Origin of the sequence: Streptomyces sp. AB3(2024), from assembly GCF_041862025.1 — a bacterium.
GTDB lineage: Bacteria > Actinomycetota > Actinomycetes > Streptomycetales > Streptomycetaceae > Streptomyces.
This window is the reverse complement of sequence record NZ_JBGWAB010000184.1, coordinates 1-11990: the sequence shown is the minus strand read 5'-3', so window position 1 is coordinate 11990 and position 11990 is coordinate 1. Positions and strand designations below refer to the sequence as shown.

Genomic DNA, 11990 nt, shown 5'->3' with positions numbered 1-11990 from the left:
CCCCGGGCGGCCCCCCGGGCGCGCCCGCCGGCGCGGCGGGCGCCGGGGTGGCGATCCCGGCCGTCCCTTCCTCGCGCTCCGGATCCGCACCGCGGGCCATCGCACCGGCGCCGTCGGTCGTCGCTGTCATGGCTTCCCCTTAGAACAGTGTCCTCTGCTGTGCTGGGGTCTGCCGTCGGCCGGTGCGCGCTAGCAGGTGGCGGCGCCGGCCGGCGACTCGCGCTTCATATCCGCTGCCGGGTGGCGATCACCTCTTGCGCACGACGACGAAGTCGGCGAGGGCGACGAGCTGGTCCCGTACCCGCTGCGGCATGTTCACGTCGTCCAGGGCCCGGATCGCCACCGCGTGCTGGCGCCGGGCCTCGTCGGCGGTCCACTGCCGGCCGCCCGCCGCGTCGATGAGCGCGGCGCGGTGGGCGAACTCCTCCTCGGAGAAGTTCTCGAAGTCGTTGCTCTTGGCGTCGGCGGCGAGCAGCCGGGCGAGTTCCTCGCAGGCGGGTCCGCCGGCGGCGAGGGCGGCGACCACGGGCAGGGACTTCTTGCGCTGGCGCAGGTCGCTCCAGGTCTGCTTGCCGGTGGCCTCCGGGTCGCCCCAGATGCCGAGGAGGTCGTCGACGGCCTGGAAGGCGAGGCCGAGGTGGTAGCCGTACTCCTCCAGCTTGTCGGCGGTGCGGTCGTCGGCGCCGCCCAGGACGGCGCCGATGGAGACCGCGCAGGCGAGCAGGGCGCCCGTCTTGTTGCCCTCCATCTCCAGGCACTCCTCGACGCTGACGCTCTCGCGGTGCTCGTAGGAGATGTCCTGGGCCTGGCCGTCGATGAGCTTGCGGCTGGCGGTGGTCAGGCGGGGGGGCGCCCGGCCCCCCCCGCCCGGGGCCCCCTCCAGCCGGTCCCCGGTGGGGCCGGGGCAGAGGGCGTCGCCGACGAGGATAGCCAGCGCCGGTCCGTGGACCTTCCAGACCGTGTCGCGGTGGCGGCGCTGTTCGTCGCCGTCCATCAGGTCGTCGTGCAGCAGCGAGAAGTTGTGGACGAGCTCCACGGCGACGGCGCCCGGGATGCCGACCTCCGCGGAGGCTCCGGCGGCCTCGGCGGAGAGCAGGGCGAGGGCGGGCCGGACGGCCTTGCCCCCGTCGCCGTCCGCCGCGTTGCCCTGGGCGTCGATCCAGCCGAAGTGGTAGGCGGCGACCGTGTCCATGGGCGCCGCGAGCCGGTCTACGGCGGCGCGGAGCACGGGGGTCGACAGCGTGCGGCCGCGTTCCAGGAGGGCGAGCGTGTCCGCCTGCTCCCCGCCGGCCGTGCCCACACTGGCAGCCGTGTTCTCGACGGCCGGGTTCCCCGGGTTCACTGGCTCTCCTCTGGTTCCTGTACGTGCTGTGCCGGTTGTGCTGGTGGTCGTGGTCGTCATGCCGCCTCCCACGGAGGACGTCCGGCGGGACGGCCCAGGGCGGCGAGTGCCGCCCCGGCCGCACCGGTGCCGCTGCGGACCGCGCTCTCCATGGTCGCGGGCCAGCCGGTGGCGGTCCACGCACCGGCGAGATAGAGGCCCGGCGTGTCGGTCCGGTTGCCGGGGCGCAGCCGTCCGACGCCCGGACTCGGGGCGAAGGTGGCGGTGCGTTCCCGGGTGACGAAGAAGTCGCGCACCTTCGCGCCGCGGGCGGCGGGCAGCAGCCGCTCCAGTTCCGGCAGGTACTTGGCGCGCAGGACGGACACCGGTTCGTCGATGTCGTCCTGGGCCACCGACTGGGACAGGGCCAGGTACTGGCCGCCGTCGGTCAGGCCGGAGGAGTCGGTGCGGTCGAAGACCCACTGGACCGGGGAGCCCAGGGCGGCGAAGAAGGGCTGCCTGAGCACCTTGCGGTCGTAGACGACGTGGACGTTGAGGATGGGCGCGGTGCCGATGTCGAGGAGCTTGTCGGGGTCGGCCAGCGCCCCGGGCGGGAGCAGCCCGTGGGCCTCGCGCTGCGGGACGGCGAGGACGACGGTGCCCGCCGCGAGGGACTCCTCCTCGGTGTCGACCCGCCAGTTCCCGTCGTCGGTACGGGAGACGCAGGTGACCCGGGTGCGCACTTCGGTGCGCACCTCGGCCGCGTCCAGGGCCTTGCGGGCGAGGGTGTCGTGGAGGTCGCCGAGCGGGACCCGGGCCCAGCCGATGTCGGCGGCGCCGTTCTCGGAGAGCAGGCCGGTCTTGAAGACCATGGCGGCCAGGCCCAGCGAGGACTGGTCGGCGGTGGCGTTGAGGGTGGCGATGCCGACAAGGTCCCAGAGGGCCTCGACGGTGCGCGGGGACTGCCCGTAGCGGGCGAGCCAGGTGGCGAAGTCCAGGCCGTCGAGCGCCGGGTCGGCCGGGTCGAGGCGGCGCAGGGCGAGGGCGGCGCGTCCCACGCTGGCCCGCTCGGCGAGCGAGAGGTGCGGGTAGGTGGCCAGGGAGGCGGCCAGGTGCAGGGGGACGGGCAGGGCGCTGCGGCGCAGCCGGCCCAGGCGGGGTCCCCTGGGGTGGGCGACGTCGAGGACGGGGACGTCGAGCCGGTCCTGGACCGGGGCGAGGTCCGCGCCGCCGACGCGGTCCAGGAACCACCGGTAGGCCGTGCAGCAGCGGAGGTAGACGTGCTGGCCGTTGTCGACGGTCAGCTCACCGCGTTTGAAGGAGAACGCGAGGCCGCCGAGCCGGGGGCGGCTTTCGAGCAGGGTCACCCGCAGTCCGGCGTCGGCGAGCCGGAGCGCGGCGGTGACTCCGGCGAGTCCGCCGCCGACGACGACGGCATGCCGCTCGGCGTCCTGGTCGGCGCCTCGCCGCGTGCTCTGGTCGGCGGTGCTCATGCGTCCTCCCCCGTGGTGCGGTGGCCCTGGCGGGCGGTGGGGGCGGGCATGCCTCGGTGCGCCGCGGCCCGGCGCGGACCACGGCCTTCGCCCGCCGGGAGAGACGCCGCCGCGGCGGCCGGGGTTGCCCGGCCGTCGGCCGGATCCGCCGCGGGGCGGGCCGGGGCGGGGGTCCTCGTGCGCCGCATCAGACGCGCCTGCGCGTGCTCTGGCGGGAGACGGTGCGGGCGTCGAGGCCCGAGAGGCCGCGCACGGCGACGTACGCCTTCTCGTGGGTCGGCAGCGAAACGCGCCCGCGCAGCACGGCCTCGGGTTCGCGTTCGATGCGGTCCAGGAGGCGGCGGTAGATGCCGGCCATCGCGGCCACGCAGGCGCCGCTGCGCCGGTCGAGCATGGGCAGCAGCCGGTAGCCCTCGACGAACAGGGCCCGCGCGCGCCGTACTTCGTGGTGGACGAGGCCGGCGAAGTCGGACCCGGCGGGGGCCCGGTCGCCGTGGAAGCCTTCGGAGCAGCCGAACTTGGCGAGGTCCTCGGCGGGGAGGTAGGTGCGGCCATTGGCCGCGTCCTCGCGGACGTCCCGCAGGATGTTGGTGAGTTGCAGGGCCAGGCCCAGGGTGTCGGCGTACTCGTCGGCGCGGGCGGCTTCGGAGGCTCCGGGGCCGCCGGTGTGCACGGTGCCGAAGACGCCGAGGGAGAGCCGTCCGATGGCCCCGGCCACGCAGCGGCAGTAGGCCTTGAGGTCGTCCCAGGTCTCGTACTCCTCGCCGCGGACGTCCATCAGGACCCCGTCGATGAGTTCGTCGAGGCCGCCGAGGGGGATGGGGAAGCGCCGCGCGGCGTGGGCGAGGGCGACGGCGACCGGGTCGGTGTCGTCCTCGTCGACCTCCTCGGCCCGGATCCGGCCGAGCAGGGCGCGCGTCTCCTCCAGCCGTACGAGCTTGGCCTCGGGCGGGAGCGTGCCGTCGCCGATGTCGTCGACGCGCCGCGAGAAGGCGTACAGCGCCGACATCGCATGCCGCTTGTCGGTGGGCAGCAGCCGGATGCCGTACGCGAAGTTGCGCGCCTGCGTGCCGGTGACAGCCTCGCAGTAGCTGTAGGCCGCGAGGACCGGAGCGGACGGAGCGGACGCGTGTGTGGGGCCCTCCACGTTCGGGCTCACCCCTTTCTCGGCGCTGTGCGCAGGACGGCGGCCACCTCGCGGAGCAGGAGGCTCCGGGTGGGCTTGGGCGGGCCGGGGAGCACGTCGAAGCCTGCGGCCGAAATAGCACGCAGGGCGGCGCGCCCTCCTCCCACGAACCCCGCGAGCAGCAGCCGTAGCCTGCCGTGCACGCTACCCACGAGGGGGGTGCCTTCATTCAGGAGTTCGCGTGCGCGTTCGGTTTCGAATGCGACCAGGGAGCGTACGGACGCTCCGGCGGACGGGGCCCGCAGGTCGTTCTCGGTGACGTGGAAGCGGCGCATGTCCTGCGCGGGGAGATAGATCCGGTCGCGGCCGAGGTCCTCGGCGACGTCCTGGAGGTGTTCGGCGATCTGCAGGGCGGTGCAGACGGCGTCGGAGCGGCGGATCCGCTCGGGGGTGGCGGTACCGGTCAGGGCGAGCACGAGGCGGCCGACGGGATTGGCGGAGAGCTCGCAGTAGGCGAGGAGGTCCGCGTACGTCGCGTACCGCGTGACGTGCTGGTCCTGGCGGTTGGCCTCGATGAGCCCGAGGAAGGGCTCGGGGGTGAGGCCGTGGTCGCGCACGACGGGGCGCAGGGCCAGCAGCAGGGGGTGGCGGGGCGGGCCGTCGGCGGAGCCGAAGACGCGCAGCAGGTCGGCCTCGAAGGCGTCGAGCATGGCGGGGCGGTCGTCCACCGCGGCCGCGTCGAGGCCCAGGAGCACGGCGTCACGGCCGCCGGGGGCCAGGTCGCCGTCGCCGATGTCGTCGACGAGGCGGGCGTAGCCGTAGACCGCCGTCAGACCCTCGCGCCAGGCGCGGGGCAGGAAGGCGGGGGCGACGGGGAAGTTCTCCGCCGCGGCCTTGGCGAGGGTGGCGCGGGAGTGGGGGTCGAGGACGGCGGCGGGGGTGCCGGGCCGGATGCCGGGCCCGGCGGTCACCGCCCGCCGCCCGCGGCGGGGACGGCCACTGCGCCTGGGGACCGCAGAATTCCCGTAGCCATTGCCGTCACGTCTCCCGTTCTACACTGCCGACCCAAGTCATCCCATTTCGGACACGCCGCCGAAGTTTACCCGGGAGTATCCGGGGAGAACCGGTTGTGGGGAATCGTCCCCTCTTGGCGTGATTGAGAACTGCTTCAGCTTACGCTGTACAACGCCGCGGGGGCCTATCGGGTGTCCACGGCACCCCGGAATGTCGGCCCCCGGCCGGATCCCGCCGCACGGCGAGGCCCCCGGCGCGCGGTGCGACGGGGGCCTGCGACGGCCGGATCCGGCGGGCCGGAGCGTCCGGTCAGTGACTGGTGGCCTTCTCGTACGCGGAGACGACTTCCTCGGTGGGCCCGTCCATCAGGAGTTCGCCCTTCTCCAGCCACAGCACCCGGCTGCAGGTGTCGCGGATGGAGTTGTTGTTGTGGCTCACCAGGAAGACCGTGCCCGCCTTCTCCCGCAGTTCGCGGATGCGCGCCTCGGAACGGACCTGGAACTTGCGGTCACCGGTGGCGAGGGCCTCGTCGATCATCAGGACGTCGTGGTCCTTGGCAGCCGCGATCGAGAAGCGCAGGCGCGCCGCCATGCCCGAGGAGTAGGTGCGCATGGGAAGGGAGATGAAGTCCCCCTTCTCGTTGATCCCCGAGAAGTCGACGATGTCCTCGTAGCGCTCCTTGATCTGCTCGCGGGTCATGCCCATCGCGAGACCGCCGAGGACCACGTTGCGCTCGCCCGTGAGGTCGTTCATCAGGGCGGCGTTCACGCCCAGCAGCGAGGGCTGGCCGTCGGTGTAGACCTTGCCGGACTCGCAGGGCAGCAGGCCCGCGATGGCGCGCAGCAGGGTGGACTTTCCGGAGCCGTTGGAGCCGATGACGCCGATGGCCTCGCCGCGGTACGCCGTGAAGGAGACCCCGCGCACGGCGTGGACCCGGCGGACGCCCGGGGAGTCGCCCTTGCCGCGGCGGAGTATCTTGCTCAGCGCCGCGGTGGCGCTGCCCTTGCCGGAGCTGCCGGTGTTGACGCGGTACACGATGTGCACCTCGTCGGCGATGACGGTGGGCACGAGGCCCCGGGTGATCTCAGCCACGGCCGTAACGCTCCTCAGCCTTCCAGAAGTACACGAAGCCGCCGGCGCCGATGAGGACGGCCCAGCCGACCGCGAAGAGCCAGACGTGGGGCGGCAGGTTCGACGCGCCGTAGTCCTCGATCAGGGAGAAGCGGACGAGGTCCATGTAGATCGCCGCGGGGTTCCACTGGAGGACGTCCGCGATCCAGGCCGGCTTGTCCTTCAGCATCGTGCCGATCGAGAACATCACGCCCGAGGCGTACATCCACGTGCGGGTGAGGAAGGGCATCAGCTGCGCGAGGTCGGGGGTCTTGGACCCCATCCGCGCGAAGACCAGCGCGAGGCCGGTGTTGAAGACGAACTGCAGGGCCAGCGTCGGGATCACCAGCAGCCAGGACAGCTGCGGGTAGTTCCCGAAGGCGACCGCGACGATGACCACGACGATCATCGAGTACAGCAGCTGCTGGAGCTGCTGCATGGAGAAGGAGATCGGCAGCGAGGCGCGCGGGAAGTGCAGCGCGCGCACCAGGCCGAGGTTGGTGGGGATCGCCCTGACGCCCGCCATCAGCGAGTTCTGGGTGAAGGTGAAGACGAAGATGCCCATCACCAGGAAGGGGATGTACACCCCCTTCTCCATGCCGCGGCCCGCGTTCAGGATGAGGCCGAAGATGAGGTAGTAGACGAGCGCGTTGAGCAGGGGGGTCGCCACCTGCCAGATCTGGCCGAGCTTCGCCTGGCTGTACTGCGCCACCAGCTTGGCCCGCGAAAAGGCCATGATGAAGTGGCGCCGGCCCCAGAGCTGCCGCACGTATCCGCCCAGGCTGGGCCGAGCGCCACTGACCGAGAGGCCGTACTTCCTGGCGAGCTCGGCGGGGCTCAGGCCCGCGTCGTCGGACGGCGGCTTGCTCGTGGCGAGGGCGCCGTCGTGGGTTGTGTCACTCACAAGTTGAAACTTTCCGTCTTCAAGATGCGGCAGGAGGGGCATCGGGGCTGGAGCGCCGGACCCGTGATGGGGCCATGCTCCCAGACGTGAGCTTGTCAGATGACAGGCGGTCGGCCCAGCCGGGTCAGCTTCCAGACCGTACGCCACCTCATGGGGCGCCGGGGACCACAGGGTGTGGTCCAGCCCTCCTTGAACCCGCCGAACCAGGCCTTGAGCGCCGGCGCCGAGGGCCTGCGCACGAGCGTCAGCGCGAGCCAGACGCCCAGGTAGAGCGGGACCAGCGGGGCGGGCAGGTTGCGGCGGGCGAGCCACACCCGGTTACGGGCCACCATACGGTGGTAGACCGCGTGCCGGGACGGGGCGGTGGTCGGGTGCAGCAGCACCATGTCCGCCCGGTAGTCGATCAGCCACCCGGCGTCGAGCGCCCGCCAGGCCAGGTCGGTCTCCTCGTGCGCGTAGAAGAACTCCCCGGGCAGGGTTCCGACCTGCTGGAACACCGTCGTGCGGACGGCGTTGGCGCCGCCCAGGAAGGTGGTCACGCGGGAGGAGCGCATCGGGTCCGAGGCGCGCAGCCGGGGCACGTGACGGCGCTGGGTGGCACCGGTCTCCGGGTCGGCGATGCGGAAACTGACGATCCCCAGCTCCGGGTCCTCCGCGAAGGCCTGCCGGCACAGCTCGGCGGTGTCGGTCCGCTCCAGCAGCCCGTCGTCGTCGAGGAAGAGCAGGACGTCCACGTCGGCGCCGCCGGGGCCGAAGGCCTCGATGCCGACGTTGCGGCCGCCCGGGATGCCCAGGTTCTCGGGCAGCTCGACGGTGCGCACGCCCTCGGGCAGGCCGGTGACCGGCACGCCCTGGCCGACGACGACCACCTCGACGGGGTCTCCGTCCTGGCGGGCCACCGACTCCAGCAGCGCCTTGAGCTCGTCGGGACGGTTGCCCATGGTGATGATCACGGCGCCCAGCCGCATCGGCGCGGTCACTTGAGCCTGCTGGAGGCCAGGATCGACACCAGGTGCAGCACGGTCTGGAGCAGCGCGATGCCGGCCAGGACGGCCACGCCGAGCCGGGAGAAGAACAGGTCGCCGCGGACCTGGTCCAGGACGGCCAGCACCAGGATGAGCAGGGAGGCCTCGATGCCCAGCACCAGGCGGTGGAACTTGAGTGCGGAGGCCGCCCGGCGGGCCAGGGCCATGCCGGAGGAGCGGGGCTCGGAGGCGGCCTCCTTGACCGGCTCCTTGCCCGTCTGGTGGCGGGCGACGCCGACCAGGTCGGTCTCGGCCTTGATCAGGATCGCGCCGAGCGCCGCGAGGGTGCCCAGGAAGGCCCACAGCCAGTCGATGCGCCCGCCGCCCCACAGGTCGCTGGCGCGCAGGCCGAAGCCGACCAGGACGGCCGCGTCGCACAGGTAGGCGCCGACCCGGTCCAGGTAGACCCCGGCGAGCGAGTACTGCTTCTTCCAGCGGGCGACCTCGCCGTCGACGCAGTCGAGCAGCAGGTACAGCTGGACCATGACCACGCCGAGGACGGCGCCCCAGATGCCGGGCACCAGGAGGGCGGGCGCGGCGAGGACACCGGCGAGGGTCATCACGTAGGTCAGCTGGTTGGGCGTGACCTTGGTGGTGACCAGGAGACGGGTGATGCGCAGGGAGATCTCGCGCATGTACAGGCGGCCGCCCCAGTGCTCGCCACTGCGCCGGTCCTTGACGCCCGGCGGGTGAACGACGGGCCGGAGTTCAGCTACGGATGGTCTGGGCATAGTCGGCGTAAGCGTCCCTGATCTCGGCTGCGGACAGGTTGAGGTGCTCCAGGATGGTGAAGCGTCCCGGACGGGTCTGGGGGGCGTAGTCGACGGCCGCGACGAACTCGTCCACGCTGAACCCGATCTCCTCGGGCAGCACGGGCAGCCCGTGGCGGCGCAGGACCTCGGCGAACAGCCCGGACTGCTCGGCGGCGCCGCGCAGGTGCATGGCGAAGGCGGCGCCGATGCCGACCTGCTCGCCGTGGAGGGCGGAGCGTCCCGGGTAGAGCAGGTCGAAGGCGTGGCTGATCTCGTGGCAGGCACCGGACGAGGGCCGGGTGTCGCCGCTGATCGACATGGCGATGCCGGAGAGCACGAGGCCCTCGGAGAGCACGGTGAGGAACTCGTCGTCCCCGCATCCGCCGGGGTGGCGCAGGACCGACTCGCCCGCCGTGCGGGCCATGGCGGCCGCCAGGCCGTCGACGGCCTCGCCGGTGATCGCGTGCGAGAGCTCCCAGTCGGCGATGGCCGAGATGTTGGAGATCGCGTCTCCGATGCCCGCACGGATGAACCGCACCGGGGCGTCCTTGATCACGTCGAGGTCGATCACCATGGCGATCGGCGTGGGCACGCCGTAGGAACCGCGCCCGTTGTCGTTGTCCAGGATGGACACCGGGGAGCAGATCCCGTCGTGCGACAGGTTGGTGGCGACGGCCACCATGGGCAGGCCGACCCGCGCCGCGGCGTACTTCGCCACGTCGATGATCTTGCCGCCGCCCAGGCCCACCACGGCGTCGTAGCGGCGGCCCTTTATGTCGTCGGCGAGCTTGACCGCGGAGTCGATGGTGCCGTCGACGACCGGGTACCAGTCGGCGTGCGGCAGGACGGGCTCCAGCTTGGCGCGCAGCGCCTGACCGGAGCCCCCGCTGATCGCCATGGCGAGCTTGCCGGACGCGGAGATGCGCTGGTCGGCCAGGAGGCCGGCCAGGTCGTCCATCGCCCCTCGGCTGATGTCGACGACAACGGGCGAGGGGATCAGCCGCGTCAGTACCGGCATGCGATCGTCCGGCCCTTGGCGAGGTCGTCGTGGTTGTCGATCTCGACCCACGAGACGTCCCCGATGGGCGCGACGTCGATGGTGAAGCCGTCGTTGACGAGCTGCTGGTAGCCGTCCTCGTAGTAGAGGTCGGGGTCCCGCTCGAAGGTGGTCTTCAGCGCCTCGGCGAGCTGCTCGGCGGCCTCGGGCTCGATGAGGGTGACGCCGATGTATTCGCCCGTCGCGTCGGCCGGGTCCATCAGCTTGGTGATCTTGCGCACACCCTGACCGTCGGCGGTGACGACCTTCATCTCCTCGTCGGCCAGGTTCTTGACCGTGTCGAGGGCCAGGATGATCTTCTGGCCGTTGCCGCGGGCGGCGAGGAGGGTCTTCTCGACGGAGACCGGGTGGACGGTGTCGCCGTTGGCGAGGATCACACCCTGCTTCAGGACGTCACGCGCGCACCACAGGGAGTAGGCGTTGTTCCACTCCTCGGCCTTGTCGTTGTCGATCAGTGTGATCTTGACGCCGTACTTGGCCTCCAGCGCCTCGCGGCGCTCGTAGACGGCCTCCTTGCGGTAGCCGACGACGATGGCGACCTCGGCGAGGCCGACCTCGGCGAAGTTGCCCAGGGTCAGGTCGAGGACCGTCAGGCTCTCCTCCTGCCCCTCGGGGCCGACCGGCACGAGGGCCTTGGGCAGGGTGTCGGTGTAGGGACGCAGGCGGCGTCCGGCACCGGCAGCGAGTACAAGGCCGATCATGCTGGTTCTCCTTCGTCATGTACGGCGGGTGCTCCGGCGGAGACCCAGAAGCGGATGCTCTCCACGAGCACCACCAGAGCCACGAACACGGCCGTGACCGTGAGCGCGACGGGGAAGTCCGCCGCGCGCGACGCCAGGACGGCGGCCAGCACCGCGGTGAGCAGCACCCGGCCCTCGTGCCCGCCGATCGTCCGCACCAGCCAGTGCGGGGGCGCACCGGTGCCACCGCGGATGCGGTAGACCGTGTCGTAGTGATGGTAGGCGACCGCCGCGATCAGGCCGAATGCCGCCGGGAGCGCCCCGGGGATGTCCGCCTTGACGGCGAGGACCAGGACGGTGGTGTATTCGGCGGCCCGGAACAGCGGCGGCAGCAGCCAGTCCAGCGCGCCGCGCAGCGGGGCGCCGACGGCGTCGCCGCTGAGCACCGCGTACAGCAGGGCGGCGTAGACGACCGTCATCGAGCCGAAGGGCTCGTAGCAGGCGGCGGCGACCACGAGGACCGCGCCGAGCACGGCGAAGGGCAGGCGCAGCGTGCGCGCGGGGTGGGAGACGAACCTCGCGACCAGCTCGGCGAGGGGGCCGGAGTCGGTGAGGTCCAGGAGCGCCCGCGCGGCCCGGTCGGTGCGCTTCGCCTTGCGGGTCAGGGAGCGCAGGACCCGGCCGGCGGTGGTGTAGAGGGCGCCGAAGGCGCAGCCGACCAGCAGGGCGTAGAAGACGATGCGCGGGGTGGTGAAGGCGGTCAGGACCGCGATCATGGCCCAGCGCTCACCGATCGGCAGGATGATCATCCTGCGGACCCAGACCGTCCATCCGACGCTGTCGAGCCGCCCGGACAGGGCGGCCGTCGGGCTGGTGTTGGCGGTGGCGTCGTGGTTGGCCTCGTTGAAGGCGAAGTCGACGACGTGCCGGCAGGTCATGAGGATCATCGCGCCGAGCGCGAGGGCCCACACGTCGTCGCCGTTCCTGGCGGAGCCGAGCGCGAGGCCCGCGTAGAAGGAGTACTCCTTCGCGCGGTCGAAGGTCGCGTCGAGCCAGGCGCCCATCGTCGAGTACTGGAGCGAGTAGCGGGCGAGCTGCCCGTCGGTGCAGTCCAGGACGAAGGAGACGAGCAGCAGGACGCCGGCCACCACGTAGCCCCAGCGGTCGCCGGTGGCCGCGCAGCCCGCCGCGATCAGGGCGGTGACCAGCGAGGCCGTGGTGACCTGGTTCGGGGTGAGGCCGCGGCGCGCGCACCAGCGGGCGATGTAGCGCGAGTACGGGCTGATGCAGAAGGTGGTGAAGAAGCCGTCGCGGGACTTCACCGCGGTGCGCAGCCGCACCGCTTCGTCGTCCACGGCGGCGACGGCGGCGACGGCCTCGGCGCGCTCCGCGTCGGTGCCGGGCACGGCGGCGACCAGGGTGCCGAGCTCGGGCCGCTGGACGGTGGTCCCGTCGGCCTCGACGGCGGCGGCGAGCCGGTCGGCGTAGGGCCCGCCGCCCGCGGGCGC

At 72.4% G+C, this 11990-nt stretch carries 10 protein-coding genes and 1 pseudogene; all 11 read right to left on the bottom strand.

Annotation, left to right across the window (positions count from 1 at the left end):
- Positions 1-247: 247 nt before the first annotated feature.
- On the bottom strand, positions 248-1342 hold the full coding sequence (locus ACEPPI_RS37590; protein ID WP_373919757.1) for a polyprenyl synthetase family protein: 1095 nt from the start codon (positions 1340-1342) through the stop codon (positions 248-250).
- A 56-nt stretch (positions 1343-1398) separates the two neighbouring features.
- Positions 1399-2844, bottom strand: a pseudogene (hpnE, locus tag ACEPPI_RS37585) (hydroxysqualene dehydroxylase HpnE); the annotation flags it as partial.
- Between the two features lie 157 nt (positions 2845-3001).
- The gene (gene hpnD, locus ACEPPI_RS37580) at positions 3002-3973 is read right to left on the bottom strand and encodes a presqualene diphosphate synthase HpnD (RefSeq protein WP_373919756.1); all 972 of its coding nucleotides are present in this window, start codon (positions 3971-3973) and stop codon (positions 3002-3004) included.
- Complete coding sequence (gene hpnC / locus ACEPPI_RS37575; protein ID WP_373919759.1) at positions 3970-4893, bottom strand: squalene synthase HpnC; 924 nt, start codon at positions 4891-4893, stop codon at positions 3970-3972. The genes hpnD and hpnC overlap by 4 nt, the downstream gene beginning before the upstream one ends.
- 370 nt (positions 4894-5263) lie before the next feature.
- A complete protein-coding gene (locus tag ACEPPI_RS37570; protein WP_266843843.1) occupies positions 5264-6046 on the bottom strand; it encodes an ABC transporter ATP-binding protein in 783 nt (260 codons plus the stop codon).
- Positions 6039-6968, bottom strand: coding sequence for an ABC transporter permease (locus ACEPPI_RS37565; RefSeq protein WP_373919755.1), 930 nt, complete (start codon positions 6966-6968; stop codon positions 6039-6041). Before ACEPPI_RS37565 ends, ACEPPI_RS37570 begins: the two co-directional genes overlap by 8 nt.
- A gap of 95 nt (positions 6969-7063) precedes the next feature.
- On the bottom strand, positions 7064-7936 hold the full coding sequence (locus ACEPPI_RS37560) for a glycosyltransferase family 2 protein (RefSeq protein ID WP_373919758.1): 873 nt from the start codon (positions 7934-7936) through the stop codon (positions 7064-7066).
- Between the two features lie 8 nt (positions 7937-7944).
- Positions 7945-8724, bottom strand: coding sequence for a CDP-alcohol phosphatidyltransferase family protein (locus ACEPPI_RS37555; protein ID WP_266843840.1), 780 nt, complete (start codon positions 8722-8724; stop codon positions 7945-7947).
- Positions 8702-9763 (bottom strand): iron-containing alcohol dehydrogenase family protein, encoded by a 1062-nt coding sequence (locus ACEPPI_RS37550; protein WP_373919754.1) that lies wholly within the window; start codon positions 9761-9763, stop codon positions 8702-8704. Before ACEPPI_RS37550 ends, ACEPPI_RS37555 begins: the two co-directional genes overlap by 23 nt.
- Positions 9751-10503, bottom strand: a complete 753-nt coding sequence (locus ACEPPI_RS37545) for a sugar phosphate nucleotidyltransferase (RefSeq protein ID WP_373919753.1) — start codon at positions 10501-10503, stop codon at positions 9751-9753. Before ACEPPI_RS37545 ends, ACEPPI_RS37550 begins: the two co-directional genes overlap by 13 nt.
- A partial coding sequence (locus tag ACEPPI_RS37540; RefSeq protein WP_373919752.1) for a DUF5941 domain-containing protein occupies positions 10500-11990 on the bottom strand: 1491 nt, incomplete at its 5' end. The genes ACEPPI_RS37540 and ACEPPI_RS37545, both read right to left, overlap by 4 nt.